Annotated in this window: 23 protein-coding genes; 11 read left to right on the top strand and 12 right to left on the bottom strand. The window is 63.4% G+C overall.

What is annotated here, in order from left to right; translation table 11 throughout:
• Nucleotides 1–192 precede the first annotated feature (192 nt).
• Nucleotides 193–1,398 (bottom strand): GGDEF domain-containing protein, encoded by a 1,206-nt coding sequence (locus IYX23_RS08080; protein WP_196392410.1) that lies wholly within the window; start codon nucleotides 1,396–1,398, stop codon nucleotides 193–195.
• Nucleotides 1,399–1,528: 130 nt separating this feature from the next.
• On the bottom strand, nucleotides 1,529–6,223 hold the full coding sequence (gene gltB, locus IYX23_RS08075) for a glutamate synthase large subunit (protein ID WP_196392409.1): 4,695 nt from the start codon (nucleotides 6,221–6,223) through the stop codon (nucleotides 1,529–1,531).
• A 448-nt stretch (nucleotides 6,224–6,671) separates the two neighbouring features.
• On the opposite strand from gltB, the gene IYX23_RS08070 reads away from it, so the two are divergent.
• On the top strand, nucleotides 6,672–8,111 hold the full coding sequence (locus IYX23_RS08070) for a hypothetical protein (RefSeq protein ID WP_196392408.1): 1,440 nt from the start codon (nucleotides 6,672–6,674) through the stop codon (nucleotides 8,109–8,111).
• 53 nt (nucleotides 8,112–8,164) lie between these two features.
• Here IYX23_RS08070 and IYX23_RS08065 read toward each other — a convergent pair whose 3' ends face one another.
• Nucleotides 8,165–8,629 carry an Hsp20 family protein gene (locus IYX23_RS08065; RefSeq protein WP_196392407.1) on the bottom strand — a complete coding sequence of 155 codons (465 nt, stop codon included), beginning with the start codon at nucleotides 8,627–8,629 and terminating at the stop codon, nucleotides 8,165–8,167.
• A 91-nt stretch (nucleotides 8,630–8,720) separates the two neighbouring features.
• Nucleotides 8,721–9,881, bottom strand: coding sequence for a LuxR C-terminal-related transcriptional regulator (locus tag IYX23_RS08060; protein WP_196392406.1), 1,161 nt, complete (start codon nucleotides 9,879–9,881; stop codon nucleotides 8,721–8,723).
• Nucleotides 9,882–10,149: 268 nt separating this feature from the next.
• Between IYX23_RS08060 and IYX23_RS08055 the strand changes: the two genes are divergently transcribed.
• From IYX23_RS08055 to IYX23_RS08040, 4 genes are all read left to right on the top strand, one after another.
• Nucleotides 10,150–10,542 (top strand): DUF2946 family protein, encoded by a 393-nt coding sequence (locus IYX23_RS08055; protein WP_196392405.1) that lies wholly within the window; start codon nucleotides 10,150–10,152, stop codon nucleotides 10,540–10,542.
• 60 nt (nucleotides 10,543–10,602) lie between these two features.
• Complete coding sequence (locus IYX23_RS08050) at nucleotides 10,603–13,029, top strand: TonB-dependent receptor plug domain-containing protein (protein ID WP_196392404.1); 2,427 nt, start codon at nucleotides 10,603–10,605, stop codon at nucleotides 13,027–13,029.
• A 62-nt stretch (nucleotides 13,030–13,091) separates the two neighbouring features.
• A complete protein-coding gene (locus IYX23_RS08045) occupies nucleotides 13,092–13,658 on the top strand; it encodes a TlpA disulfide reductase family protein (protein ID WP_246716582.1) in 567 nt (188 codons plus the stop codon).
• 78 nt (nucleotides 13,659–13,736) lie between these two features.
• Nucleotides 13,737–14,684 (top strand): alpha/beta hydrolase, encoded by a 948-nt coding sequence (locus IYX23_RS08040; protein ID WP_196392402.1) that lies wholly within the window; start codon nucleotides 13,737–13,739, stop codon nucleotides 14,682–14,684.
• A gap of 47 nt (nucleotides 14,685–14,731) precedes the next feature.
• On the opposite strand, the gene hisN is transcribed toward IYX23_RS08040, so the two are convergent.
• Complete coding sequence (gene hisN / locus IYX23_RS08035) at nucleotides 14,732–15,544, bottom strand: histidinol-phosphatase (RefSeq protein WP_196392401.1); 813 nt, start codon at nucleotides 15,542–15,544, stop codon at nucleotides 14,732–14,734.
• A 33-nt stretch (nucleotides 15,545–15,577) separates the two neighbouring features.
• The gene (locus tag IYX23_RS08030) at nucleotides 15,578–16,537 is read right to left on the bottom strand and encodes an N-formylglutamate amidohydrolase (protein WP_196392400.1); all 960 of its coding nucleotides are present in this window, start codon (nucleotides 16,535–16,537) and stop codon (nucleotides 15,578–15,580) included.
• Nucleotides 16,538–16,716: 179 nt separating this feature from the next.
• Between IYX23_RS08030 and IYX23_RS08025 the strand changes: the two genes are divergently transcribed.
• Nucleotides 16,717–17,091 (top strand): response regulator, encoded by a 375-nt coding sequence (locus tag IYX23_RS08025; protein WP_026223012.1) that lies wholly within the window; start codon nucleotides 16,717–16,719, stop codon nucleotides 17,089–17,091.
• A 59-nt stretch (nucleotides 17,092–17,150) separates the two neighbouring features.
• On the opposite strand, the gene IYX23_RS08020 is transcribed toward IYX23_RS08025, so the two are convergent.
• Complete coding sequence (locus tag IYX23_RS08020; RefSeq protein ID WP_196392399.1) at nucleotides 17,151–18,086, bottom strand: homocysteine S-methyltransferase family protein; 936 nt, start codon at nucleotides 18,084–18,086, stop codon at nucleotides 17,151–17,153.
• Nucleotides 18,087–18,250: 164 nt separating this feature from the next.
• Here IYX23_RS08020 and rpmE point away from each other — a divergent pair, with 164 nt between their 5' ends.
• The gene (gene rpmE / locus IYX23_RS08015) at nucleotides 18,251–18,481 is read left to right on the top strand and encodes a 50S ribosomal protein L31 (RefSeq protein ID WP_018408626.1); all 231 of its coding nucleotides are present in this window, start codon (nucleotides 18,251–18,253) and stop codon (nucleotides 18,479–18,481) included.
• A 51-nt stretch (nucleotides 18,482–18,532) separates the two neighbouring features.
• On the opposite strand, the gene IYX23_RS08010 is transcribed toward rpmE, so the two are convergent.
• Entirely contained in the window at nucleotides 18,533–19,063 is a 531-nt protein-coding gene (locus IYX23_RS08010) for a DUF1465 family protein (protein ID WP_196392398.1), read from the bottom strand.
• Between the two features lie 445 nt (nucleotides 19,064–19,508).
• On the opposite strand from IYX23_RS08010, the gene IYX23_RS08005 reads away from it, so the two are divergent.
• From IYX23_RS08005 to IYX23_RS07995, 3 genes are all read left to right on the top strand, one after another.
• The gene (locus tag IYX23_RS08005; protein WP_196392397.1) at nucleotides 19,509–20,300 is read left to right on the top strand and encodes an inositol monophosphatase family protein; all 792 of its coding nucleotides are present in this window, start codon (nucleotides 19,509–19,511) and stop codon (nucleotides 20,298–20,300) included.
• Complete coding sequence (locus tag IYX23_RS08000; RefSeq protein WP_196392396.1) at nucleotides 20,297–20,776, top strand: GNAT family N-acetyltransferase; 480 nt, start codon at nucleotides 20,297–20,299, stop codon at nucleotides 20,774–20,776. The genes IYX23_RS08005 and IYX23_RS08000 overlap by 4 nt, the downstream gene beginning before the upstream one ends.
• A 186-nt stretch (nucleotides 20,777–20,962) precedes the next feature.
• Nucleotides 20,963–21,175: a cold-shock protein gene (locus tag IYX23_RS07995; protein ID WP_014893040.1), complete on the top strand. Its 213-nt coding sequence runs from the start codon at nucleotides 20,963–20,965 to the stop codon at nucleotides 21,173–21,175.
• On the opposite strand, the gene pyk is transcribed toward IYX23_RS07995, so the two are convergent.
• On the bottom strand, nucleotides 21,172–22,614 hold the full coding sequence (gene pyk, locus IYX23_RS07990) for a pyruvate kinase (RefSeq protein WP_196392395.1): 1,443 nt from the start codon (nucleotides 22,612–22,614) through the stop codon (nucleotides 21,172–21,174). The two genes, IYX23_RS07995 and pyk, sit on opposite strands and share 4 nt — an antisense overlap.
• A gap of 23 nt (nucleotides 22,615–22,637) precedes the next feature.
• Complete coding sequence (locus IYX23_RS07985; protein WP_196392394.1) at nucleotides 22,638–23,057, bottom strand: DUF1036 domain-containing protein; 420 nt, start codon at nucleotides 23,055–23,057, stop codon at nucleotides 22,638–22,640.
• 231 nt (nucleotides 23,058–23,288) lie between these two features.
• Between IYX23_RS07985 and IYX23_RS07980 the strand changes: the two genes are divergently transcribed.
• A complete protein-coding gene (locus IYX23_RS07980; RefSeq protein WP_196392393.1) occupies nucleotides 23,289–23,729 on the top strand; it encodes a PA2169 family four-helix-bundle protein in 441 nt (146 codons plus the stop codon).
• A 47-nt stretch (nucleotides 23,730–23,776) separates the two neighbouring features.
• Here IYX23_RS07980 and hemB read toward each other — a convergent pair whose 3' ends face one another.
• Complete coding sequence (gene hemB, locus IYX23_RS07975; RefSeq protein ID WP_196392392.1) at nucleotides 23,777–24,802, bottom strand: porphobilinogen synthase; 1,026 nt, start codon at nucleotides 24,800–24,802, stop codon at nucleotides 23,777–23,779.
• Between the two features lie 772 nt (nucleotides 24,803–25,574).
• A complete protein-coding gene (locus tag IYX23_RS07970; RefSeq protein WP_196392391.1) occupies nucleotides 25,575–25,862 on the bottom strand; it encodes a histone in 288 nt (95 codons plus the stop codon).
• Nucleotides 25,863–26,409 lie beyond the last annotated feature (547 nt).

Here is a 26,409-nt window from a genome sequence, read left to right as displayed (position 1 = left end):
CACCTCTCGCACCGCGCGTTGCGGCGGCAACTGCATTTCTCATCGGCGCGGCAGTCTCACCGGAAAAGCGAATCCGCTTTCCGGCCCGAGCGCCCTGAGCCGCCGCAATCTTGGACGTTTTCTAAACGCTTTCGAGGGGTCGCCGTCAAGCCGCGAAGCTTCGGCGTCAGGAGCTGACCGTCGCCAGCAGCGCTATTGAGCGCTTGGGCTCAGGCCGCGCACCGCCGGCGCGATGCCGCGAGACTGATCCTCCTTAACGAGGGCGTGCAGCAATTTCACCTGCCGCTGGGCCTTCGCCTCGTAAAGCGCTTCGTCGGCCACCGCGAGCAGCGCCTCGGCGTCTGCGCCATGTTCGGGCACCAGGGCTACGCCGACGCTGACTCCAATCGTCGTGCAAGCGCCATCGCCGAGGTCGTAAGGCGCCGATATGGAATTCGTCAGCCGGTGGCTCAGCTCCGCCGCCTGCTCGCTCGTCAAACTCCTGGCGAGCACCACGAATTCGTCGCCGCCAATCCGCGCCGCCACGTCTGTCGCGCGCAAGGACTGGCGGAGGCGCTCCGCGACCGATTTGAGCAGCCTGTCGCCGGCGGCGTGTCCGTATGTATCGTTGACCGCCTTGAAGTTGTCGAGATCAAGAAAAAGGACAGCCAAATCGCCGCCGTGCGTCGGCGCGCTATTCAGGTTCGCGTCAACCGCGGCGGCGAGCCCGACGCGGTTCGACAGGCCGGTGAGCGCATCATGTTTGGCGCGATGGTCGTTCAGGCGCTCGGCCTGCATCGTCGCAATAAGCATTTTATTCAAGCTATAGGCGGCAGCGATCATGGCGGCGAGATAGAGGGGAATCTGAAGAAATACGAGATAAAGCAACGGTTCGCCAGAGAGGGCGGCGCCCGGCAGAAACGGGCCGAGGCTCGTCAGGATCATTGCGCCGGCGAGACGCGGCGCGCCAAAATTGCGAAATCCGATGCCACCGGCCATGGCGGTCCCAGACAGACAAGCGAGCGTCGCGGATACCCAGTCGCCGCCCGCGAGGCTTATAAAGGCGCCGTAACCGACGCCGCTGCTCCAAAAAAGCTGAAGCAGGAGATAGACATCGGTCGGCGTCTGGCGATGCGCGAGAGCCTCGCGACGCGAGATGCTCAGCACGATCAGACGCACGACTCCGAGCACGATTTCAAAGACGAACCAAGCGACAAAAGGGAGCGTCTGTTCGCGCGCCGCAATCGCTCCCGACACGACAATCGTATTGATGACGCCGCCAAAGAAGACTGGCAGGGTTCCGAACAACCCGCCAATCAACGCCACCTGGATGTCGCGATTCGCGCCATGCCCCGGGTTCACAAGCCAGCGCATCGCGGGCCAGCGCGGCAAGCTGTAAACTCTAGAGTCCTCTCGCATCAGGCTTCCTGCCGCCGTCAAGGAAAAACCGCCGAGTTTAAAGCAGGTTAGCCTGACTCCACCTCTTTAACAATGACTGCTGACAAAGGCAAAGGTTAAGCTCCAGCATTCCGCGCATCAGTAGTCCAGGTCACTCCCCCGCAGCTTTCAGCTGCTGCGGCTGGTTTTTGCGCGCGTTGATTTCATTGAGCGCGCGCCGATACTCGACCGGCATCACCTTCCGGAACTTGCCCACGTAATTTGGCCAATCCGCCAGAATGTCGCGCGCCCGCGTCGAGCCCGTGTAGCGCAGGTGGTTGGCGATCAGCTGACGCAGCCGCTCGGCGTCGAAGCGCGTCATGTCGCTCATCACATCGACGCGGCCATGGCCTTCCAGATCGCCGGACTGGTGATAGGTCTCGGTCATGACGGTCTCCTCGTCGCGCACCGGCTCGAGGTCGACCATGGCGAGATTGCAGCGCGTCGAGAACGCGTCGTCTTCGTCGAGGACATAGGCGATGCCGCCCGACATGCCGGCCGCGAAGTTGCGCCCCGTCTGTCCAAGAACCACCACGACGCCGCCTGTCATATATTCGCAGCCGTGATCGCCAACGCCCTCGACGACGGCGAGCGCGCCAGAATTTCTCACGGCGAAGCGTTCGCCGGCGACGCCGCGGAAATAGCATTCGCCCGCGATGGCGCCATAGAGAACGGTGTTGCCGACAATGATCGAATTTGAGGGATCAATCTGCCCGGCGTCGCGCGAGGGATAGATGATCAGCTTGCCGCCCGAGAGGCCCTTGCCCACATAATCGTTGGCTTCGCCTTCTAGACGCAGCGTCACGCCGCGCGCGACAAACGCCCCAAAGCTCTGACCCGCCGTGCCCGTCGCGCGGATGTCGATCGTGTCCTCGGGCAGTCCCGCATGGCCGTAGATGCGCGCGACCTCGCCCGAGAGCATCGCGCCCGTGGCGCGATCGACGTTGCGGATCGGCGTTTCAATGGAAACCTTCGCGCCGCGATCAAGCGCCGCGCGCGCTTCGGCGATGAGCTTGTTGTCGAGGACCTTATCCAGGCCGTGATCCTGCGTCTTGCTGTGACGGATCGCGCCGCCTTCTCCCTGCGGCTTGAAGAACAGCTTGGAGAAATCGAGACCGCGCGCCTTCCAATGCGCAATCGCCTTCTCCTTGTCGAGCATTTGCATCTGCCCGATCATTTCGTCGAAGCTGCGATAACCCATGGAGGCCATGAGTTCGCGCGCTTCTTCGGCGACGAAGAAGAAGAAGTTGATGACATGTTCAGGCAAGCCGACGAAACGCTTGCGCAGAACGGGATCCTGAGTCGCGACGCCGACCGGGCAGGTGTTGAGATGGCACTTGCGCATCATGATGCAGCCCGCCGCAATGAGCGGCGCCGTCGCGAAGCCGAACTCATCGGCGCCGAGCAGCGCCCCGATCACCACGTCGCGGCCGGTGCGCAAGCCGCCGTCGACCTGCACGGCGATGCGCGAACGCAGATTGTTCAGCACGAGCGTCTGATGCGTTTCGGCGAGCCCGATTTCCCAGGGCGAGCCCGCGTGCTTGATCGACGTCAGCGGCGAAGCGCCGGTGCCGCCCTCGAAACCGGAGATCGTCACATGATCGGCGCGGCCCTTGGAGACGCCGGCGGCGACCGTGCCGACGCCGACTTCCGAAACGAGCTTCACCGACACGGCGGCGCGCGGATTGGCGTTCTTCAAGTCGAAGATGAGCTGCGCCAAATCCTCGATTGAATAGATGTCATGATGCGGCGGCGGCGAGATCAGGCCGACGCCGGGCGTCGAATGGCGCACCTTGGCGATGACCGCGTCGACCTTGTCGCCGGGCAGCTGGCCGCCTTCGCCGGGCTTTGCGCCCTGCGCCATCTTGATCTGAATCATGTCGGCGTTGACGAGATATTCCGTCGTCACGCCGAAGCGGCCGGACGCCACCTGCTTGATGGCGCTGCGCATCGAGTCGCCGTTCGGCAGCGGCTTGAATCGATCCGCCTCTTCGCCGCCCTCGCCGGTATTGGATCTGCCGCCGATGCGATTCATGGCGATGGCGAGCGTCGTATGCGCTTCGCGCGAGATGGAGCCAAACGACATGGCGCCCGTCGAGAAGCGCTTGACGATCTCGTTCGCCGGCTCGACCTCGTCGAGCGGAATCGGCGTCCGACCGTCCTCCTCGGCGCCTTTGACGCGGAACAGACCGCGCAGATTGAGAAGCTTCTCGTCCTGCTCGTTCAGGAGTTTGGCGAAAGCGCGATATTTGTCTCGCGCATTTCCGCGCACCGCATGCTGCAGCAGCGACACGGTTTGCGGCGTCCAGCTGTGCGCTTCGCCTCTGATGCGGTAGGCGTAATCGCCGCCGACGTCGAGCGCCTCCTTGTAGACGGGCGCGTCGCTGAACGCGAGGCGATGGCGACGCACGGTTTCGCGCGCGATTTCTTCGAGCCCGACGCCTTCGATGCGCGTCGTCGTGCCGGTGAAGAATTCATCGATAAAGCTCTGCGCAAGACCCACAGCGTCAAAGATCTGCGCGCCGCAATAGGACTGGTACGTGGAGATGCCCATCTTGGACATCACCTTGAGAATACCCTTGTCGACCGCCTTGATGAAGCGCTTGACGGCGGTCGGACCGTCGACGTCGGAGGGAAACTCCTCAGCGGAGGCGATGAGCGTCTCAAAGGCGAGATAAGGGTTGATCGCCTCGGCGCCGTAGCCCGCGAGACAGCAGAAATGATGCACCTCCCGCGCCTCGCCGGTCTCGAGGACGAGGCCAACGGAGGTGCGCAATCCCCTGCGGATCAAATGATGATGCACCGCCGCGGTCGCGAGCAGCGCCGGAATCGGGATACGGTCTGGCCCGACCATGCGATCCGAGAGGATGATAATGTTGTAGCGGCCGCTGACCGCCTCCTCGGCGCGTTGACATAGCCGCTTGATCGCGGCGTGCATGCCTTCGGCGCCCTTTGCGGCGTCGTAAGTGACGTCGATCGTCTTGGTGTCGAAACTATCCTCGACCGTGCCGATCCAGCGGATCTTTTCGAGATCCTCGCTCGTCAGGATCGGCTGGCGCACTTCTAGGCGCTTCTTGTTCGCCGAGCCTTCGTGGTCGAGAATGTTGGGACGCGGACCGATGAAGGACACGAGGCTCATGACCAGCTCTTCGCGGATCGGATCGATCGGCGGATTGGTCACCTGCGCGAAGTTCTGCTTGAAATAGGTGTAGAGCAGCTTCTCCTTGTCGGAGAGCGGCGACACGGGCGTGTCCGTGCCCATCGAGCCAATCGCCTCCTGGCCTGTGACGGCCATTGGGAAAAGCAAAAGATCGAGATCTTCCTGCGTATAGCCGAAGGCCTGCTGACGGTCGAGCATCGACACGTCCCATCGGGCGGGACGGGTATCGACGGGCTTCAGATCCTCGAGCTGAATTTGCGTGCGCGCCAGCCACTCCTTGTATGGATGTGAGTTCGACAGCGTCTTCTTGATCTCGTCGTCGGAAATGATGCGTCCCTGCTCCAGATCGACAAGCAGCATCTTGCCGGGCTGGAGACGCCACTTGGTCACGATCTTCTCTTCGGGAATCGGCAACACGCCCATTTCCGAAGCCATGACGACGAGACCGTCGTCGGTGACGAGATAGCGCGCAGGCCGCAGTCCGTTTCGGTCGAGCGTCGCGCCGATCTGCAGACCGTCGGTGAAAGCCATGGCGGCGGGACCGTCCCACGGCTCCATGAGCGCCGCGTGATGCTCGTAGAAAGCCTTGCGGTCGGCGTCCATCAGCGGATTGCCGGCCCAGGCTTCCGGAATCAGCATCATCACCGCATGCGCGAGCGAATAGCCGCCGCGCACAAGGAATTCGAGCGCATTGTCGAAGCAGGCGGTGTCGGATTGACCCTCATAGGAGATCGGCCACAGCTTGCTGATCCCGTCACCAAACAGCGGCGAGGAGACCGACGCCTGGCGCGCCGCCATCCAGTTCAGATTGCCGCGCAGCGTGTTGATTTCGCCGTTATGCGCGACGAAGCGATAGGGATGCGCAAGCCGCCAGGAGGGGAAGGTGTTCGTCGCGAAGCGCTGATGCACGAGCGCCAGCGCCGAAATAAAACGCTCATCCTTGAGATCGAGGAAATATTCGCCGAGCTGCGAGACGAGCACCATGCCCTTGTAGACGATGGTGCGCGACGAGACCGAGACGGCGTAAAACTCCCGTCCGCCGTTGCCGAGCCGGTAAATTTCGTTCGAGGCCGCTTTGCGCGCAAGATAGATGCGCCGCTCAAAGATGTCGGCGTCAGCGACGTTCGGCCCCCGCCCGATGAAGATTTGCGCGTGATGCGGCTCGACGGCCTTCACCGCCTCGCCGAGATCGCTCGAATCGACGGGAAGATCGCGCCAGCCGAGAACGACGAGCCCCTCTTCTTCGATCGACTTATCGATGATGCCGCGCGCGCATGCGCGCGTTTCTGGATCGCGCGGCAGGAAAAACTGCCCGATGGCGTAATCGCCGGCGGCGGGAAGTTCTATGCCGAGCTTCGCGCACTCCGCTTTGAAGAACGCATGGGGGATCTGAAGCAAAATGCCGCAGCCGTCGCCGAGCTTCGGATCCGCGCCGACGGCGCCCCGGTGATCGAGATTGAGCAAGATCTGCAAGCCCATCTCGACGATGGCGTGCGACTTCTCGTTGCGCATGTTGGCGACGAAGCCCACCCCGCAGGAATCGTGCTCCTTGGCGGGGTCATAAAGCCCTTGCGCCTGCGGAAGAGCGGGGTCGCGGCCGAGCGACTGCGGTCCGGCTTCAGCGAAGTGCTCGGCGGCTTTCGTCATTTTGGCGTCTCCTCGACAGGACGGCGCGCCTTTTTCTGCGCCCCTCCCGCCCGCTCATCGAACCATAAAACTGTCGTAGGCGTGACCGAAATCGTCACAGCCCGACTCTCGCATCCCCCGCACGCAGGTCCGCAACGTCGATTGCGAATCCCTCACGTCCTCGTCTCGCGTTCGGGCGCAAGGCAAGGGACGCATCGCTTTGCGAGCCCTCTCATTTACGTTGGCCGCGACGCGTGTCGAGCGGCGACCATGAAAATGAAACAGAGCTTCCAAGAGCGAGCGCCGCCTTAAGGTCAGCAACGCTGACATATCTTCGGGCTGAATTACTGCCAGATTTACGCTGAAGTGACAAGCAATCGCTTGGGCTTTGGGCGCTTGCCGGTCCAACGCTCGCCGCAATGTTGTCAGAGCATCCGCGCCGACGAGAGGGCTGGACAGGGAACAAACAATGCGGTCATTCAAGGGGAAAGCGATTTTGCCGTTCGCGTTGGCGCTGGCGGCAAGCGCCGCCGTTCCGCAGCACGCCTTCGCGCAGTTTTTCTTTCGGCCGTTCGCCTATAGCTACCGCCAGCAAATTCCCCCAGAAGAGCCAGGTTTCGCCTCCCGTAGGGCCGTCGCCTCGATTCTGGGACGAGAGGGCTATCGACTCGTTGGGCCGCTCGGCCGTCGCGGCGAGCAGATCGTCGCGACCGGCGTCAGTCGCCGAGAAGGCGAAATGCGCTTCATCATCGACCCCTATGAGGGCCGCGTTTTGCGTGCGGTCAGACTTGGCCCTCCGCCGATGTATGATCGTGGACCGCGCTATGGCGGCGATTACGGTCCCTCCGGCGGCGACGCTTATGGGACGCCCCCCTCGACGGGCGGCGCTCCATACCCGCCGCAGGGCGCCGGCGCTTCCGGGGCGGTTGGCCCGGCCGATCGTGGACGCCAACAGCCCGGCGGCGCAGCTTTGGCCGATAAGGCGCCGAACAGCCAGCGCGCTCGGACGGCTCAGAAAAGCGCGGCGTCGAAGAGTTCGCGCGCAGTCGCTCCGACAACAAAGCCCGAGGCGTCCTCCCCACCTCCGACAGCGATCGCGCCTGCAGCCCTCCCCACCGCGGCGCCGTCCGCGGCTACGCCGATCGAGCCCAAGACTGCGCCGTCCGCCGCCCGGTCGCAGGAGCCCCAGCCCAACGCTCAGAGCGCCAGGACGCCATCCGCGTCGGACGCTGAGACGCCGCCCGCGTCGAGCCCGGAACAGAAGAGCTCCGATTTAACGGTTACGCCTTCGGCGGCGACTGCCAATACCGGCGGCGACAAGCCAGCCAACTTGGCTCCGTCAGAGCCGAAGTCCGACGAAGCCAGCGTCCCCGCGCCGGCGCAAGCGGCCCAGGAGCCGCAGCCGACTGCGGAAAGCACAGCTAAGCCAGCGCCGACCTCTGCAGAAAAGGCGCCGGACTCTGGCGCTGTTCCTTCGGCGCAGGCCGCCAAGGAAACGCCCGCCGACAAGCCGGCGGGGGATTCGGCGTCTGGAGAGCCGAAAGCTGATCCCGCCGCCAGCGCGCCGCCGCAAGCGCAAGCGACGCAGCAGTCGCCGCACAGCCCTGAAAGCGCCCCTACTCCCTCGGCGCCGGTCTCGGCTGATCATACGCCAAGCGCCGCGCCTCCAGCGGAGCGGACGGCTGAAAAGCCGGCCGCCCCGTCGGCTAGCGTGTCCACGCCTGCGAAGCGCGCAGCGGCCGCCCGGGCCGCCGGAGGCTCCTCGCGCCGAGCGATCGTCCCGCCGTCAGGCGCGAGCGGCGCGACTGTCGTGGCCCCGACGGCCTCGGCGCCGCCGGCTTCCGCCCCGATGGGTTCAGCGACGGCGAAGACGCCCGACAGCGCCGCAAAGCCAAAAGCCGGCGGATAATAAAAGAGGCGCCCGAAAGGGTGCCCCTGACATTTCCTTTGAATTTTCCGCCGTTACGCAGCCTTTGACTCGACGATGGTCGCCGACGGCGTCGTCACGCCGATGTCAATGCGGCGTGGCTTCTGCGCCTCCGGAATCTCGCGCACGAGGTCGACGTGCAGCAAGCCGTTGACGAGGCTGGCGCCTGTGACGACCACATGGTCGGCGAGCTGGAACCGACGCTCAAAGGCCCGCGCGGCGATGCCCTGATGCAGGACCTCGCGGCCCTCCGCAGGCTGCGCCGGCTCTTTCGAGCCTTTGATGGCCAAGGTGTTTTCCTTGGTCTCGACGGAAAGTTCCTCGCGCGAGAAGCCCGCGACCGCGAGGGTCACGCGATAGGCGTTCTCGCCCGTGCGCTCGATATTGTATGGCGGGTAGCTTTGGGTCGTCTCGAAGCCGCTGGCCTGATCGAGCAGGTTGAACAGACGGTCGAAGCCGACGGTCTGGCGGTACAGCGGAGAGAGATCGAACTGACGCATGACATATCCTCCAGTTGAGCGACATGCGGCGCGCTAGCGTTATCGCGCCGCGCCTCTTAGCGCGTCCGTTACGGCCCGCGCTGGCAACGATTTAAGAAGCGCTGCGGCGTCGTTCAAGAGGCGCCGGCGACGCGGATAACAGCGTCTCCGTCGGCAGCGGATGGCGCTCCGGCGCGCGGAAGGGGGATTCCAGAGCAAGCACGAGCTTGACCAGATCCGCCTGGCGGGTCGCGCCGGTCTTCTGGAAAATGCTTTTCAGATAACCTTTGACAGTTCCCTCGCTCAGACCAAGCGCGCGCGCGGTGGCCGGGACGCCGCCCACTTCAGCGATGGCGAGCAGCACCGAACTCTCGCGGGCGGTGAGGCCGAACACGCCCGCGGCGACTGCTCCACCCTCGCTGGAGTTGAGCGCGAGCCTGCGCAAAAACAGCGCCGACAGTCCCTTGGACAGCGGCAGCACATGCATCACGCAGCAGCGCGACTCCCCGCGTTTTACCATGATCGCGAAGGCTTCCGCATCGGCGTCGCCGATCCGGGCGAGCGCACGTTCCAAAGCCTCCTTCGCGCGCGGATCGCGCAGAGTCAGCGTATCGCCGGAGATCGCCAGCGCATCGCCTTCGCCAAGCATCTCGTCGGCGCTGCGATTCCGATGGACGATGCGCATCCTGCTGTCGACGACAAGCACGGGCGATGTCAGCTCCTCGAACAATTCGACGAGAGCGGATGTGTCCGACGCCGGCTTGTGCCGCGCGATGGCCTTCGCGAGATGCGGCAGAAGCGCGTCAAGCCGCGCCTTCGCGTCGGCGTCGGCGAGACCTGCAGCCTGATCGCGAAAGGCGACGAATAGGCAAACGCCGGTCTCGGATCGGTGAATGACTCCGCCGATCATATCGGAGAGGCCGAAGGGCGCCATCCAGCGCTGGTAGGCGCCGCTTTGATGAAGCTCGTCCAGGGAGACGAAGTCTTCCGACGAGAACGCCCGCCCGACGCCAATCTCGGCCAGGACTCGCGCCTTGACCGGATCGAGTTTGCGATGATTGCGCAGATATTCGACGATCCAGGCTTTCTCGGCGCGTGTCGAATGCTTGAGCTCCAACAGCGCCGAACAACGGTCTTCGAACAGCAGCGCTGCAAAGCGCACATTTAGCAAATGCGCGATCTCGTCGAGCGCATGGGGCCAGTGCTGCGCTTCGTCGCCTGCGGCTTTGATGGCCGCGATGACGCGCGCATCCGCATCTTTCGTCGAGGTCATGTCTTCACCCGGTGCGACCTCTCGCCACGCCTTCGCAAGGCCGGTCGTCGCGATGGCGCTTTCCGCCAGCGAAACGTCGCACTGCCCTGGAGCCCTAGAAGAATCTGTAGAAACACCCGGGCGCCAATCGCTCGCACCTTAGCTTCTGTGTTGCGCAACTGCAACAATGACAAGAATTTACGTGAATGCCGAGCGTCACCCTCCCGATCGGGGGGAAACGGAAGAAAACGTAGCGGCTAAGTTGCACGAAATGAATCGGCGTAGCGGCATGTCACCTCCGGCTTCAACGAAGACAGCAAAGACGAACGCAAGGCGGAAAGGCCTGCGCGCCTTTCTTGCTGCGACGCTTTTCGTCGTTTCGGCGTTGTTGCAGGCGACGATCGCGCCGCATGCGGCCCTGTCGGCGACGCAAGAGTTCTGCTTCACGAGTCACGCCGCTGCGGACGAGACGGCGCCGAGCGGCGCGCCGACGCACGGCTGGCACGCGCACTGCGGCGCCTGCCAGATTGCCGCGGGGCCGATCCTTTCCGAAAAGCCGCCGATCGCGCGGCTCAAACAGCCGCCAACGCCGCTTGTCTATTTCGACTCCTGGCCTTTCGAACCGCGAGAGCGACGCCGGCCCGGCGAAACGCGCTCGCGCGCGCCTCCTGCGCTCTCCTGACGAAACAAAACACGCACCGTTTCAACCGCCGTTCGCCGGCGGATCAGGAGAACTCATCCAATGTACCGTCCCGCCCTACTGCGCGGCGCAAGCGCTTGCGCGTTGATCCTGGCCTCGCTTGCGACCGCCAAGGCCCAAGTCTCTCTTCCTCAGATCGTCGTCGGCGCCGCGCAGGGGACGCCAACCACGACGCCGGTGGATAAGGCCAACGAGACCGTCGTCACGCAAAGAGAAATCGTGGAGGAAAAACCTCCCGAAACGGATACGGCGAAGCTTCTTGAGCATCAGCCGGGCGTGAGCGTTCAGACAGGGGGCGGCGTTTCCGGCCTCCCGGCGATCCGTGGTCTCGCCGACGATCGCCTGAAGATTGTCGTCGGCGGCGTGCAGGCCACGTCCTCCTGCGCCAATCACATGAATTCGCCGTTGAGCTACACCGATCCGAACACGATCGGCCGCGTTGAAGTCGTGACCGCGGTCTCGTCCGTCAGCAAAGGCGGCGATTCGATCGGCGGCTCTATTCTGGTCACGCCGAAATCGCCGGTCTTTGCGACGCCTGTCGTCGCGCCGGGGGTCGTCGGTCCGGGCGGCGCGCCGGTGTCGCCGATCGTCGCCGCAAGTCCCTACCCGCCTGTTCCCTATCTGCCGCTGCCGGTTCCCGGGACGCTGCGCTTTGGTCCCAACAATGAAGTGCTGGCGACGGGAACAGTCTCCGCGTTCTTCCGCGGCAACAACAATGGCGTCGGCGTTTCGGCAAACATCAACATGGCCAACGACCATTGGAGCCTTCTCTACAACGGGTCCTGGCAGCGGGCGACGAACTATCACGCCGGCGGCAACGGCGACAAAGTTCTCTCAACGAGTTTCATGTCCGAGAACCACGCCGTCACGCTCGGCTACCAGAACGAAGGGCATCTGTTCACCTTCCGCGGCGCCTATCAGAACATTCCCTATCAGGGCTACCCGAACCAACGCATGGATATGACGCGCAATCGCTCCTATTCGCTGGACGCCCTCTACAAGGGCGCCTTCGAATGGGGCACGCTGGAGGCGCGCGCCTACTGGCATCAGGTCTTCCACAAGATGGGATTCCTGGAGGACCGATTCTGGCTCAATCACCCGATGATCGCGCTCGGCCGCGACTTCGGCTATTCGGTAAAAGCGGAAATTCCTTACAGCGATCAGGATCTCTTCCGCATCGGCAATGAGTTCCATGGCTATCGACTGCAGGACTACTGGCCTTCCGATCCCACCGGTTTTACGCAGGGGTTCGCGACGCCGCCCGGCAGTTTGAGCCGGCCCTTCGCAAATGTGAACATCAACGGCGGCCAACGTAATCGCTTTGGCACGTATGTCGAATGGGAGCGCCGCTGGACGCCTCAGTGGTCCAGCCTGATCGGCGTTCGTAACGACATCGTCTGGATGGACACTGGTCCTGGCCAGAGCTACACGCCCTTTATCTTCCCCAACTCCCCCCTGCTCGCGCGCGCTAATAATTTGGCGGTCAATATCTTCAACGCGCAAAATCGCGCGCGCACCGACATCAATTTCGACATGACCGCTCTGGCGCGCTATGAGCCGGAACCTGGCAGTCTTTACGAGTTCGGCTATTCGCGCAAAACGCGCTCGCCCAATCTCTATGAACGCTACACTTGGCCGGTCGCCGGCCCGTTCACGGCGATGTTCAACTGGTTCGGCGACGGCAATGGGTATACCGGCAACCTCAATCTGAAGCCGGAAGTGGCGCACAATGTCGCATTCACCGGCGCTTGGCGCGACATGTCCGGCGCAAACAATTGGGAAGCGCGGATTTCGCCCTTCTATGCCTATGTCGAGAATTACATCGACGGCGCGAGGACCGGCGGGACCTTCAATCAGTTTCCCGTGGCGAATTCCTACATTTTCCAGATCATGCAGTTCCGCAATTTCAATGCGGAGCTATACGGCGTCGACGGCTCGGGCAGAGTGAAGCTGCATGAATCGCCCGAATACGGCAGGCTACAGGCGGTGGGCGTCGTCAGTTTCGTCTATGGACGAAATCTCGACATCGGCAATCCGCAGTATTGTCCGCCTGGCAACGGCTTGTGCTCCGTCGCGTCCTTCTTGATCAAGAAGGGCGACGGTCTGTGGAACCTGATGCCGGCCAATGCGCGCATTGCGCTCGAGCACCAGATCGGCGGGTTGAGCATGGCCGCTGAAACGCAACTCGTCGCGCCTAAGGATCACGTGTCAGCGAACAAGGGCGAGTTCACGACCCCGGCATATGCGCTGCTCAATCTCCGCGCCGCCTATGACTGGAGCAATATGCGCATCGACCTTGGCGTCGACAATGTCACCGATGCGCTTTACTCGTTGCCGCTTGGCGGATTCGATTTGACGAACTATTCGCGCAATGCGTTCCTCTTCGGACGCAATGCGGGTCTTGCGAGCGTGCGTCAGGTGCCCGGCATGGGTCGGAACTTTTATGCCGGGCTGACCGTGAGATTCTGACCGGGACGCTCCATTTTCAAAGGCGGCGCGCTATTGCGCCGCCTTTCCTCAGGACGCTTATGATGCGGCGAACTCTTCTGTTGACCGTTCTGTTCTGCGCTTCGCTTGCCTCGGCGCACGCCGAGATCATCGGCGCGAACGCGCCGCGCGCGGTCACCGAGGACGAGATGAAGGCCTCTCTGAGGGAGGTCGATCTCGTGGGCGCAAATGGCGCGCCGCTCGATCAGCGTGCGCTGATGGCGAACGGTCGGCCGACGCTTGTCAGCCTTTGGGCATATTGGTGTCCGAATTGTCTCGCCGAAATGAAAGGCTTCAAGGCGATCGCCGCCGCCTGCCCCGATCGTTGGAACATCGTCTTCGTCTCGGCGCGCGCAAGCGACTACCCCAAGGATCTGGCGAAGTTCAAAACCTACGGCCTGCCCTGGAAGATTTTTCGCGTCGGCGATTCGACGAAAACCGATGTCGCGAAAGCAAAGAGCGCGCGGGCCTTCTACGGCGCCACGGCCGACGGCGGCGTGGTCACCCCGCTGCACTATCTGATCGGCGCGTCCGGACGGGTCGACGCCATCGTCAACGGCAGAATGAACTTCGCGGAGCCGCAACGCCTTGCCGCTTTCTGCGCCGACTGAAACGGCGCCGTTCGGCCTTGTCGCCAAAATGCATTATCTTGGCGCGAAGATTCGGCTCTGAAGCGCCGAGGAGAGCCCATGCGAGAACTTGTCGCGTCGCCCGGCAACCCGATCCCCGAGGGCGCCGCCGTTTACATCCTGAAGACGCGCGACGGTCGCCGTTTGCGCGCAGCCGCATTTCCCTGCAGCGGGAGTGCGCGCGGCACGGTGGCGCTGTTCCAGGGCCACAATGAATTCATCGAAAAATATTTCGAGACGATCGAGGAGTTGCGAAGTCGCCGCCTCGACGTGGTGGCGCTCGATTGGCGCGGCCAGGCCGGCTCGGAGCGCGAACTCGCCGACCCGCGCAAGGGCCATATCGACGACTTTTCGCAGTATCAACGCGATCTGGAGGTTTTCATCTCCCAGGTGTTGAGCGAGCGACCGCAGCCTTGGTTCGCCCTCGCCCATTCGATGGGCGCGGCCATCCTGCTGGACGCGGCGCATGCAGGAAAAACGCCGTTTCAGCGCTTCGTGCTGACCGCTCCCATGATTGATCTCGCCAATCTGCGCTTTCCGCGCGCCTCACGCTGGCTCGCTGACACACTCGACATGTGCGGACTGGGCGGCAATTACATCCCGGGCGGAACCGGCGCCTCCTTCATCGAGAAGCCCTTCAAGGGCAATCTCCTGACCACCGATCCGGTTCGCTTCGAACGGAACGCGGCGATTCTCCGGGTGGCGCCGCAGCTCGCCATCGGCGATCCGACGATCGGCTGGGTCAACGCCGCCTTCCGTCTCATGAGGGGCTTCGAATCGCCCGACTATGCCCGAAGAATTCGCGCTACGGCTCTAATGTTCGGATGCGGGCGCGAGACGATCGTCTCTAACGCCGCCATCGAGCGTTTCGCGCAAAATCTCGACAGCGGCGTTCTCGCGATGATTCCCGGCGCCAAGCATGAACTCATGATGGAACGCGATGAGTTTCGCAGTCAGTTCTGGCGCGGCTTCGACGCTTTCATTCCGGGCGAAGCGCGCGTTTCATAGAGCGTGCTCTAAACATTGAGACCAATCACGCTGCAGTGCAGAATGGTCTAAGCGTTAAGCAGCTCCAACGCCTGTTCGTGCAGCGCCGGGTCGCCCGCCGCGACGATGGCGCCGCCCAGCGCCGCCGCGCCGCCGCTCCAGTTGGTGACGACGCCCCCGGCGCCCTCGATGATCGGAATCAGCGCAACGATGTCGTAGGGCTGCAAATTCGTCTCGATGACGAGGTCGACATGGCCGGCCGCAAGCGCGCAATAGGCGTAGCAGTCGCCGCCGTAGCGGGAAAGCCGCGCCCCGCGCTCAACGCGGTGAAAATGCTCGCGCAGCGCCGGGTCGATCAGCAGCGGCGATGTCGTCATCAGCGTCGCCTGCGCGAGCTCTGGACAGTGGCGCGAGGCGATCTTGCGCGTCTCAAGAACGCCGCGCGCGCCCTCCGCGCCGCGCGCGGGCCCGCGCCAATAGGCGGCCTCGCCGTCGCCGAAGAATCGCTCTCGGGTAAACGGCTGGCTCATCAGGCCGTAGCAGGGGCGCCCGTGATGGGTGAGGCCGATCAGAGTGCCCCACAGCGGCAGGCCGCAGATGAAGCTCTTGGTGCCGTCGATCGGATCGAGCACCCAGACATATTCGGCGTTCTCGCGCAAATGTCCGAATTCTTCGCCATAGACCCCGTGGTCGGGAAAGGTCGCCTCGATCAGCCGCCGCATGGCGAGTTCGGCGCCGCGGTCGGCCTCCGTGACGGGATCGAACGCGCCGCCATGCGCCTTGTCGTCGGCGGCGAGCGCGGTCCTGAAGAAGGGCATGATGGCTTCCGCCGAAACGTCGGCGAGGCGCTCAACGAATTTATCGAAATCAACGGCGGTCATGCCAGCTCCCGGCGGGGCGCTTCGAGCGCCCGGCTATTCGGCCGCCGCCCGCCGCTCGCCGCCCAAAATCTCGCTCAAGTCTTCGTGCCGCGCCACCACCGCCATGACGTCCGCAAGATCGCGGGCGACGGCGTCGAAGCGCTCGTTCTTCTGGAGCGTAGACTCGTCCATGTAAAGACCACGCGACACTTCGATCTGCAGGGCGTGCCAGCCCCCGGCGGGCTTGCCGTAATGCTCGGTGATAAAACCGCCCGCATAGGGCCGATTGCGCATGACGTGATAGCCGCGGCCGCGCAACCGATCCTCGACGACGTCGACAAGTCCGGTGGAGGCGCTGGCGCCGTAGCGGTCGCCGATGACGAAGTCGATGCGCCGCTTGTCGCCCCGCGTGGAAAGCAAGGGATCGCGCGCGCCGGTCGAAGGCATCGAATGGCAGTCGATCAGCACGGCGACGCCGAAATGCGCCGCGGCGCGCTCCATCAGTCCGCGCAAGGCCGCATGGTAGGGCTTGTAGAGGCTGTCGATGCGCCGCAAGCCTTCCTCGAGCGTGAGGCGGCTTGCATAGATCTCGCGCGCATCGGCGACGACGCGCGGAATCGTGCCCAGTCCGGCCGCGACGCGCAGAGAACGCGTATTGGCGAAGGACGGCAAAGCGCCGTCGAAGAGCTTGGGGTCGAGTTCGTAGGGTTCGCGATTGAGATCGAGATAGGCGCGGGGAAAGCGCGCCCGCAGCAGAGGCGCTCCCATGGATGAGGCCGAGGCGAAGAGATCGTCGACATAAGCGTCTTCGGAACGGCGCAGCGTCGCCGCGTCGAGCGGCGTCGCGGCGAGAAAGCGCGCAGGATAGATCCGCCCCGAATGCGGTGAGGAAAACACCAGCGGCGAGATGAGCGCATCCGGCTCGACGATATCGAAGGCGCGTTCAAATTCCGGTTCGCAGCAGGGCGTCGCCGTAAAACTGGTTTCGCGCCACTCGCGCATGCCGTCGTTCATTCGTTTTTCTCATTTTCGCGCCGCGACCGCCGCTTCAGACTAGCGCCGGCGTGGCGGATAAGCTCAAAAAGGACGGTGCGTGGCGCTATACTGGGCGCTAAGTTAACGCGGCGCCACCCCGGTTTCACCTGAAATTTACGAAGCTCGGGCGATATGGCTAAAAACCCGCGAGGATGGCGATGAACGATAGACCGACCGCAAGAATTCTGCTTGCGGAAGACGACAACGACATGCGGCGCTTCCTGGTCAAGGCTTTGCAGCAGGCCGGTTTTTCCGTCACGTCATTCGACAATGGGCTTTCTGCCTACGATCAGCTTCGGGTCGAACCCTTCGAACTCCTGCTGACCGACATCGTCATGCCCGAGATGGATGGAATCGAACTCGCCCGCCGCGCGACCGAACTCGATCCCGACATCAGGGTCATGTTCATCACCGGCTTCGCCGCCGTGGCGCTCAACCCCGACAGTCACGCGCCGCGACAGGCGAAAATCCTCTCCAAGCCGTTCCATCTGCGGGACTTGGTCACCGAAGTGCATAGAATGCTTGCGGCCTGAGCGCTTTAGATCCCGCTGCATCTGGGCTTTATCGCCCAGTGCAGATCACGCAGCGCGATCTAGGCGCAGGCTTCGCAGATCGCGGCGACATGGCGGTCGTCCGTCCCGCAACATCCGCCCAGGATGCGCAAGCCGGGGTATGTCTCGCGCAATTTCCGATATCTACGGCCAAGATCGCTGGGATCGCCCGAGTCGAGCGTTTCCGATTCGTCCAGCTCGGCGTGGCTTTTCGTCGAAGCGTTGGCCTTGACGCCGAGCAGCCGGTTCATCCACGGCGCGTCCGCGGAGAGCGCCTGCTCGAAGTGCGTCGGATGGGCGCAGTTGATCATGTAATAGGCAGGCGCTGCGTCGGTTTCCCGATCGACCGTCTCTACCGCGTCGCGCAAGCTCCGCCCGCCGACAAGTTTGCCGTCGGTCTCCACCGTGAAGGAAATTGAACAGGGCATGGCGAGCGCGCGGGCGGCGCGGGCGATCCCGATCGCCTCCTCGACATAGTTCAGCGTGTAGGCCGCGACCATGTCGGCGGCCGTTTGGGCGAAGGAGGCGATCTGCGGCGCGTGATAGTCTTCCGCTTCCGTGGCGCTCATGCGCCCTTCGGCGTAGCCGTCTCCGCGCGGCCCGATCACGCCGGCGACGACGATCGGCGTTTGAGCCGTCTCCCAAGCCTGCCGAAGTTCGTCGAGCAGCGCGATCGATGCTTCATTGATGCGCTTCAACCCTGCCGCGTCATAGCCAAGCTTCGCGCCCCAGTCGGGATTCGCGCGCCAGGTTGGACTGTCCAGCATCAAGCCGCGTCCGTGGCGCCGCGCGATCGCGAGGTAGCGCTCGTAATAGGCGCGGAGCCGCGCCCGTCCCTCTTCACTGTCGAGCAGAACAAACGACGCGAAATGCGGCAAGTCGACGCCCTCATGGAAGATCAGCGTCGTCTCCATGCCGCCGTCGCTGACGAAGAGATCCGGCTTCAGCTGCGGCAGATCGGCTCGGTATCCGCTCATTATCTGTATTCCTCGCTTGTGGCGCCCGGCCGTTAGGGGCCAACTTGCCCATTTGCCCGCAGTGCGCTATCAGCGCCAGCAAATTCGCTTGTTTCGAACGGCCGACCCCGCGCCGCCGCGGCGTGGGTTTTCAGTCGTTTCCATCGCAAAAAGGATGCATCGTTATGAAAAAGGACATCCACCCCGGATATCACATGATCAAGGTCGTGATGACCGACGGCACGGAATTTACGACCCGTTCCACCTGGGGTAAGGCGGGGGACACGATGCAGCTCGACATCGATCCGAAGACGCACCCGGCCTGGACGGGCGGATCAACGCAACTGCTCGACCGCGGCGGACGTTTGTCGCGCTTCAACTCCCGCTTCGGAAATCTCTCTTTCGGCAAGAAATAAAAAGAAGGCGGCGGTCAAACCGCCGCCTCCAGTTGGTTCGCCTGAAGGATATCACTGGGCGAAAGCGGCGCGCAGTCTCGCGATCTGGGCTTCGACCGGACTTGACAGCGGCGCCGGCGCGGCAAGGGCCGGCTCGAGCGCATGTATCAGCCGGTCAAGGTGGATGATCCGCGCCTGCAGGCGCAGAGACTGCAGCGACAACTCGCGCAGGCGGAGCGGCAGGCGCTGGAAGAGTTCGGGGGCGGAAGCGAGTTCCTGCTCGCGAAGCTTGACGCGATGCCGATTGCTCGCCGCCTGATGGCGCGTCAGCTCTCCCTGGTTCACCGCGCGCTGCAGCAACAGCCAGGACGCAATCTGCATCAATCTCGTGGTCAGCCGCATGCTTTCAGCCGCATAGGCGAGAGCTTCGGTCCGTGGCAGCGATTTCGCGTCGAGACGTCCGTCGCCGTCGAGATAGCAGGCCGCCTCCTCCACGAGGCTCATTCCCTCGCGAAACAGAGCGCAAAAGCCCTCCGATCCCGCCAGTCTCTCGATGAAAGAGACCGGCTGCTTCTCCCCCACGCTGCCTTTGACTCGAGCCATACGAACGTTCACGCAAATGCGACGCGGTTGCGTCTCTGATGGCATGAACTGTAACGCAGAGCACCGAGGGGCGCGCGCTTAGCCTTTCTTTAACCTTAACGGGCCGTCCCGCGCCGAACGCAAAAAGAGAGCCGCAACGGCGGCTCTCAAGGCTTCTTGACAGGGAGGCATCAAGGACGAGTGGAGAAGAAGCCACTCGAAGGTCCCACCTAGGGACACATTCAGGCTGCATGATAATCGTTAATTTAAGGTTAACGCGCGCCAAGCTGCCCTTGTGTCGAGCGTTTTTGGCCCATGGAGACGAAGCGGCGGCAAAGCCGAAAAAGGGACTGGCTCCAGGGCGAAAACTGGCGCATTTGAACAACCCTCCGCATGCGTCACCGGGCGCCCGCCGCGCTCGAAAAGCGTTGAACCTCCCACAACCCTCCCCCTAGGCTCTTCTTAAATGATTCGCTCCGCCTTGATGAATGTGATGACCGCCGCCGCTCTGAAAGCGGGACGTGGCCTTAAACGCGATTTCGGGGAGGTCGAGAACCTCCAAGTTTCGGTGAAAGGTCCGGGCGATTTCGTTAGCGCGGCCGACAAGCGCGCCGAGAAGACTCTGTTCGACGAACTGTCGAAGGCGCGCCCCGGCTATGGCTTCGTTCTCGAGGAAGGCGGCGTCGTCGAAGGTTCCGACAAGAGCCACCGCTGGATTATCGACCCGCTCGACGGCACGTCGAATTTCCTCCACGGCGTTCCAGTCTTCGCCATCTCTATCGGGCTGGAGCGCGAGGACCGTCTCGTCGCCGGCCTCGTCTATAATCCCGCCACCGACGACATGTTCGTCGCCGAGCTCGGCCAGGGCGCCTATTTCAACAATCGCCGCATGCGCGTCGCGGCGCGGCGTTCGCTCGGCGAGTCGATGGTGGCCTGCGGAATTCCGCCGCTGGCGCGGGTTCGCGACCATGAATCCTTCAAGCGCGAGCTTGCAGCCGGCATGGGAAAAATCGCCAACATTCGCCGCTTGGGCGCCGCCGCGCTCGATCTCGCGATGGTCGCCTGCGGGCGTTTCGACGGCTATTGGGAGCGCGGCATCAGCTCCTGGGATGTGGCGGCGGGAATCGTGCTCGTTCGTGAATCCGGCGGCTTCGTCAGCGATTTTTCAGGCGGCGCAGACATGCTTGGCAAGGGCGAAATCTGCGCAGGCAATGAGGCGATCCACCGCCAGCTGCTCGATCTGATGAGGAAGGCATGAACGCCCCGACCGCACAGGCGTCGCTGAATCTGCGTCTGCGCGTCGACGACGACTGGCCCTTCATTCTCGACGTTTGGGTCGCCTCCTGGCGGGTCACCTATCCCGAGATCGACTTCGAGGGGCGTCGCGACTGGCTCCGACGCCGCATTCGGGAGTTGGAAGCGACTGGATCGGTGACCCTCTGCCTGTTTGACGCTCAGTCGACGCTTGCAGGCTTCGTCGTGATCAACCCGGCGGACGGCTGGCTCGATCAGATTTGCGTCGCTCCTAATCGCTTCGGCGCAGGCTTCGGCGCGTCGCTGCTGTCGGCGGCGCGAAATGTCTCGCCAAGGCTTGTTCGGCTTGACGTCAATGCGGACAACGCTCGCGCCATCCGTTTTTATGAACGTGACGGATTTTCGCGCGTCGGGCGCGGCGCGAACACATTGTCCGGTCGCGAAACCGTCATGATGGAATGGCGGCCACAGGGAGAATAACAATTCTCGCCTGCCGGGTTTTCATCGCGCGTCGGCTCCTATAATATTCATCGCGCATTCGAGTTTCGGCCGAACGATCTTGCTCTCTCGTCTCAAGACGCGCGGCGCCTGACCTTTCCCAAGCTCCGATTGACTGAGAAGAACGCAGCGATCCGCAGCGTTCCTGCTATTTTGAAAGGAAAAGCCATGCCGACAGGCGCCGTAAAGTGGTTCAACGCACAAAAGGGCTTCGGCTTCATTCAGCCGGACGCCGGCGGCCAGGACGTCTTCGTACACATCAGCGCCGTCGAGCGCGCAGGCCTGGACAGCCTCGCTGAAGGCCAGAAGGTTTCCTACGAACTTGTCGTGGACAAGCGTAGCGGCAGGTCGTCCGCCGATAAGCTGCAGCTGCAGGACTAGACGTCGCCGTCTTGGCGCTGCTCACCCAAATGTGCGATGCGGATCATGTTTGTCGCGCCCGGCGTGCCGAAAGGCATGCCGGCGACGATGATGACCCGGTCGCCAGGGCCGCCGAACCCCTCGCTCTCCGAATATTCGCAGGCGCGCCCCACCATATCTTCAATGTCGACGGCGTCGCGCGTCTCCAGCGCGTGCACGCCCCAGACAAGCGCCAGGCGACGCGCGGTGTCGCGCTTCGGCGTCAGCGCGAGAATCGGCGACTGCGGCCGTTCGCGGGCGATCCGCAGCGCCGTCGTGCCGGATGACGTCCAGGCGATGATCGCCTTCGAATGAAGCGTTTGCGCCACGTCGCGGGCGGCGACGGCGATGGCGTCGGCTGAGGTTGGATTGGGCAATTCGCCGCGCTGGGCATTGATGATCGAGCGGTAGATCGCGTCCGTCTCGACCTCTTCCGCGATCCGGCTCATGGTGGCGACGGCTTCGTGCGGATATTGCCCCGCCGCGCTTTCGGCGGAGAGCATGACGGCGTCCGCGCCTTCAAAGACGGCGGTGGCGACGTCGGACACTTCGGCGCGCGTCGGCAAGGGCGACAGGATCATCGACTCGAGCATCTGCGTCGCGATGACGACCGGCTTGCCCAGCCGTCGCGCCGAACGGTTGATGCGCTTTTGAAGTCCAGGCACGCGCTCGAGCGGCACTTCGACGCCAAGGTCGCCACGCGCCACCATCAACGCGTCAGAAACCTCGATCACCTCCTCGAGCCTCGAAATCGCTTGAGGCTTCTCGATCTTCGCCATGACCATCACCCGGCCTTGCGTGATCTGCTTCACTTCAAGGACGTCTTCGGGACGCTGGACGAAGGAGATCGCAACCCAGTCGACGCGCTCTTTGAGCGCGGCGTCGAGATCGGCGCGATCCTTGTTGGTCATCGAGGTGATCGGAATTTCGGTGTCGGGCAGGCTGACGCCCTTGCGGTTCGAGAGGCGCCCAGCGACGTCGACGACGGCGTGCGCCCGCTCCGGCGACGTTTCGACCACATGCAGCCGCACGCGGCCATCATCGATGAGAATCGAATCATTGACCTTGAGCGCCGCTAAAATCTCGGGATGCGGCAAGCGCACGCGCGTGGCGTCGCCGGGTTTGGGGTCGCTGTCGAAGACGAAGACGTCGCCCTTGCGCAGATGAACGGAGCCTTCTTCGAAGGCGCCGATGCGCAGCTTCGGGCCCTGGAGATCGACGAGCACGGCGATCGCGCGCGAGATGTCGTTCTCAATTTCGCGGATAATCCGAACATAGCTGGCGAGCCCGGCATGATCCGTATGGCTCATGTTGATGCGGAAGACGTCGGCGCCGGCGCGCACGAGCCCCGCGATGACCGCTTTGTCGACCGTCGCCGGACCAAGCGTTGCGATAATTTTGACGCGCCGCGACCTTCTCATGATGAAGCAGTTCCTGAATTGAGTTATTGCGCGGGCGCGGCGTTGGGGTCAGTGAGCTGAACCGTCCAGCTCTTCGCGTCCCGTCCCGTGTCGATTTCGAAAAATCCGGTTCGATCAAAGCCGCGCGCGAAACAGTCCTCTCGGCCGTCGATGCGGAATTCCCGGTCACGCGTGCACATGAACGCCTTGCCCTTCCATTCGCCGCCGCGCTCGTCCATCGCGTAGACATAATAATATTGGGCGGCGAGCGGACCGCGCAGAAGCGTTTCGCAAACGCTCGGCCGAAGGTTCCACCACCCCTCCGACAACCAGTTGCGCCCGTCGGTGTAAGCGATGGCGACGCTGACGCGCGCGCTCGTGTTGTTGCACAGACGAAAATCCGCTCGGGCCGGCCCGGCGGCGCAAAACGATAGAGCGGCAACAAGAACGGCGCGTCGAATCATATCTTTAGCGAGGCCTGGAGGGGGGCTGAAAGATAACTCGCTGACGCGCGCGAAAGCGGCGCAGCGGGCGGTCCTGCAAACCATGCTTGCGAGTCTTTGTCCACCCCGCGAGTTCGGAGTCTCGCGGCGTCGCCCGTCCCGCCGACGCTCCGGCCTTGCAATCCGCCGGAACAAAGCAATCGGGCTATTGTTTAGGACCCGTACGCCCTTGCGTCCTCGGGAGGCAGGAAAATGGAAAAGTCTGAAGTCATCACCACGTTGAATGAGCTGGCCGAAATCAGTCGCGACGGCGAGCAAGGGTTTCTGGCCGCGGCTGAAGACGTCGAAAATCCGACGCTAAAGACTGTGTTTCGAACGGCGGCCGCGCGCTGCGCCGAAGGCGCTAAGGAGCTCGAATCCAAGATCGTCAGCCTGGGCGGGGAGCCTTCGAAGAGCGGCTCCATGACCGGCGCCATGCACCGGGCTTGGACAAATCTGAAGGCCGCTTTGACGAGCCGATCGGAACAGGCTGTGCTGGAGGAGGTCGAGCGCGGCGAGGACGCCGCCAAGGACGCCTATCAGCAGGCCATCGCGCAGCCTCTCCCTCCGGAGATTCGATCGATGGTCCAGCGCCAGTATCAGGGCGTGAAGGAAAACCACGACCGCGTACGCAGCCTGCGCGACGCGGCGTGACGATCCACTTTCTCTTTGAACAAAGCTTGAAGGAAGCGACGCACGCGTCACTTCCTTCCTTGCAGCGCCCGCGCCGCGCTGAGCGCGAAATAAGTCAGGACGCCTGAGGCCCCGGCGCGCTTGAAAGCCAGTAGACTTTCGAGCATGGCGCGTTCGCCATCGATCCAGCCGTTTTGCGCCGCCGCGGCAATCATCGCGTATTCGCCAGACACCTGATAAGCGAATGTTGGCGCGTGATAGACGTCGACGACGCGTCGCACGATATCGAGATAGGGCATTCCCGGCTTCACCATCACCATATCGGCCCCCTGCTCGAGGTCGAGGCCCACTTCGCGTAGCGCTTCGTCGGAGTTGGCGGGGTCCATCTGATAGGTGCGCTTGTCCCCTCTGAGCGTCTTGCTGGTGCCGATCGCGTCACGGAACGGCCCGTAAAACGCCGACGCATATTTCGCGGCGTAGCTCATGATCTGAACGTTCTCGAAGCCCTCGGCGTCGAGCGCGTTGCGGATCGCTTCAACGCGTCCATCCATCATATCCGAGGGCGCAATGATGTCCGCGCCTGCGCGCGCTTGAGTGACCGCCTGCCGCGCCAGAACGGCGACGGTCGCGTCGTTGACAATCTCGTCGCCGACGAGAAGTCCGTCATGCCCGTGGCTCGTATAAGGATCGAGCGCGACATCGGTAATGAGGCCGATGTCGGGAACGGCGCTCTTGATCGCCTGGCAGGCGCGACAAACGAGATTCTCGGGATCGAGCGCCGCGCTCGCGATTTCGTCGCGCAGGTCCGGATCGGTATAGGGGAAGAGCGCCACAGCCGGCACGCCAAGCGCGGCCGCCTCTGCGACGGCTTCGACCGCCGCGTCGACCGAGTAACGGAACACGCCCGGCATTGAAGATACCGGCTCGCGACGATCGGCTCCGTCGATCAAGAAGAGGGGCCAGATGAGGTCGGAGACCTCAAGCGCGTTTTCCCTGACGAGACGACGCGCCCATTCGCTCTTCCGATTGCGACGCGGGCGCTGCAGCAGGCTCAGCCGCCCGGCTGCTTTAACGGGCTTTCGTGCATCGTTCATGGCGCCTCCGCTCTCTGGCCTCGTTGACATGCACCCTTCCCCGGTCATCTCCGTCCTGCGCTTTCGAGGCGAATGGACTTCGGGCTATAGAGGTTGGACGGCCAATGTGCTTGCGCGAGGAAAAACCATTGAAAGTCAGCTCGCGCAACTCTTCTCTGAGCCGCCTGGCGCGCGCTTCGGCGATCGCCGCCAGCGCGCTTCTCGCGGCGAGCGTATCGTTCGCACAGGTCAAGCCGACGACGCCAACGCCGCCGACTCGAGCGCGCTCGGGCCCGGCGCAGCAAAAGCAACGACCCCTCGCGCCTCAACGGGACGTGGGGCGACCAGCGGCGCGGCAGCCCCGCGCAACGCGACCTCCAACGGTCGTATCGCCGACGCCGAGCGCGAAGCCCGCTCCGCAAACTCCGCAGCCGCCTGGCGTCGACGCGCTTTCGCCGCCCCAAGCGCCGCCTCCGGTCGATACAAGCCAGCCGCCGCCGACCCTTCCCCGCGCGGCGCGCGAGAAGATGCGGGCCTGCGCCGAGGAGTGGGACAGGATGAAACGCGAGTCGAAAGAGGGTTTGCCGATGTGGCGCGATTTCGCGACGGAATGCCTGACGCGCTAAGCGCAACGAAAGGCGGGAGCGCCGGACGCGCCGCGCTGAAAATGCAGTGAGCTGTGAATGCTATCGCCCGGGATGCGTCTCACTGGACGCGCGCCCCCGGGCGATGAGTGCATGAAGCGCTGCCGCAGTGACGCGAAAGACCGATCGCGCATGCGAGGCGCTTCGGCTTACGCGGTCGCGGGCGCAGCTGGCGGGGTTGGCGTTTTCGCCTTGCGCGGCGTGCGCTTCTTCGCGGTAGCCTTGCGCGTGCTCTTCTTGGCGCCGGCCTTCTTCACAGCGCCGCGCTTTTTCGTCGCCACCTTGCGGACGCCCTTGCGGGTCGTCTTTTTCGCAGCGGACTTTCGCGTAGCCTTGCGGGCGCCCTTCTTGGCCGTCGACTTCTTCGTCGCAGCCTTCCTTGCGGTTTTACGCGCACCTTTCTTCGCCGCAGCCTTCTTGGCCGGCTTACGCTTCATTGTAGCTCTCGCCATAATAAGTCCCCTTGATCCGAATTGCCGGAACTATGGTCCACCGACAATACGCGCAAATAGCGTAACGCGGTTAAGCAGTCGTTCAAGTGCTGCGCGCGCAGAAGTGATCAACGCAACGCATGACGAGGCATGTTGAGCGCTGTCGCGCGGCAAGCAAAATGATCGCGAAGCTGCTTTGCAAACGCTTCGGCGAGACTATCGCGACAGCTTTGCGCCGCGCGTTTTATTGACGACGATCCGCGCGCGGAATCGGTTGGCGACATCCGCTTCGAGAAGGCCTCCAGCCGTGCGGACGCACGCTTTGGCGCAAGTCGCGCCTGCTGTTCAATTACTTGATTTGCTTTCGTATCCGCGAACAGTTGCGACGCGCGCACTCTGCCCGAGTTCGGCCGCGGCGCGATATGTCGGAACGCGATGCAAAATTGCGGGACGCGCCTGTAGCGGTCCGGCGACTCGACACTGGCGGAGAGACGGACGACGTGGAGCGGCGCCGACCGCGCGCGCCTCTGAGGCGCGCGCGAGGTCGCGCATT

The sequence above is a fragment of the Methylocystis sp. L43 genome, assembly GCF_015709525.1.
Taxonomy (GTDB): domain Bacteria; phylum Pseudomonadota; class Alphaproteobacteria; order Rhizobiales; family Beijerinckiaceae; genus Methylocystis.
Note: the sequence above shows the minus strand (reverse complement) of the source record. Positions and strands in the feature narration are given on the sequence as shown.

Bases quoted from the DNA above. Each gene is read 5' to 3' on its own strand.
- IYX23_RS08080 (WP_196392410.1), bottom strand. From the start codon at position 1,398: ATGCGAGAGGACTCTAGAGTTTACAGCTTGCCGCGCTGGCCCGCGATG.
- gltB (WP_196392409.1), bottom strand. From the start codon at position 6,223: ATGACGAAAGCCGCCGAGCACTTCGCTGAAGCCGGACCGCAGTCGCTC.
- IYX23_RS08070 (WP_196392408.1), top strand. From the start codon at position 6,672: ATGCGGTCATTCAAGGGGAAAGCGATTTTGCCGTTCGCGTTGGCGCTG.
- IYX23_RS08065 (WP_196392407.1), bottom strand. From the start codon at position 8,629: ATGCGTCAGTTCGATCTCTCTCCGCTGTACCGCCAGACCGTCGGCTTC.
- IYX23_RS08060 (WP_196392406.1), bottom strand. From the start codon at position 9,881: ATGACCTCGACGAAAGATGCGGATGCGCGCGTCATCGCGGCCATCAAA.
- IYX23_RS08055 (WP_196392405.1), top strand. From the start codon at position 10,150: ATGTCACCTCCGGCTTCAACGAAGACAGCAAAGACGAACGCAAGGCGG.
- IYX23_RS08050 (WP_196392404.1), top strand. From the start codon at position 10,603: ATGTACCGTCCCGCCCTACTGCGCGGCGCAAGCGCTTGCGCGTTGATC.
- IYX23_RS08045 (WP_246716582.1), top strand. From the start codon at position 13,092: ATGCGGCGAACTCTTCTGTTGACCGTTCTGTTCTGCGCTTCGCTTGCC.
- IYX23_RS08040 (WP_196392402.1), top strand. From the start codon at position 13,737: ATGCGAGAACTTGTCGCGTCGCCCGGCAACCCGATCCCCGAGGGCGCC.
- hisN (WP_196392401.1), bottom strand. From the start codon at position 15,544: ATGACCGCCGTTGATTTCGATAAATTCGTTGAGCGCCTCGCCGACGTT.
- IYX23_RS08030 (WP_196392400.1), bottom strand. From the start codon at position 16,537: ATGAACGACGGCATGCGCGAGTGGCGCGAAACCAGTTTTACGGCGACG.
- IYX23_RS08025 (WP_026223012.1), top strand. From the start codon at position 16,717: ATGAACGATAGACCGACCGCAAGAATTCTGCTTGCGGAAGACGACAAC.
- IYX23_RS08020 (WP_196392399.1), bottom strand. From the start codon at position 18,086: ATGAGCGGATACCGAGCCGATCTGCCGCAGCTGAAGCCGGATCTCTTC.
- rpmE (WP_018408626.1), top strand. From the start codon at position 18,251: ATGAAAAAGGACATCCACCCCGGATATCACATGATCAAGGTCGTGATG.
- IYX23_RS08010 (WP_196392398.1), bottom strand. From the start codon at position 19,063: ATGGCTCGAGTCAAAGGCAGCGTGGGGGAGAAGCAGCCGGTCTCTTTC.
- IYX23_RS08005 (WP_196392397.1), top strand. From the start codon at position 19,509: ATGATTCGCTCCGCCTTGATGAATGTGATGACCGCCGCCGCTCTGAAA.
- IYX23_RS08000 (WP_196392396.1), top strand. From the start codon at position 20,297: ATGAACGCCCCGACCGCACAGGCGTCGCTGAATCTGCGTCTGCGCGTC.
- IYX23_RS07995 (WP_014893040.1), top strand. From the start codon at position 20,963: ATGCCGACAGGCGCCGTAAAGTGGTTCAACGCACAAAAGGGCTTCGGC.
- pyk (WP_196392395.1), bottom strand. From the start codon at position 22,614: ATGAGAAGGTCGCGGCGCGTCAAAATTATCGCAACGCTTGGTCCGGCG.
- IYX23_RS07985 (WP_196392394.1), bottom strand. From the start codon at position 23,057: ATGATTCGACGCGCCGTTCTTGTTGCCGCTCTATCGTTTTGCGCCGCC.
- IYX23_RS07980 (WP_196392393.1), top strand. From the start codon at position 23,289: ATGGAAAAGTCTGAAGTCATCACCACGTTGAATGAGCTGGCCGAAATC.
- hemB (WP_196392392.1), bottom strand. From the start codon at position 24,802: ATGAACGATGCACGAAAGCCCGTTAAAGCAGCCGGGCGGCTGAGCCTG.
- IYX23_RS07970 (WP_196392391.1), bottom strand. From the start codon at position 25,862: ATGAAGCGTAAGCCGGCCAAGAAGGCTGCGGCGAAGAAAGGTGCGCGT.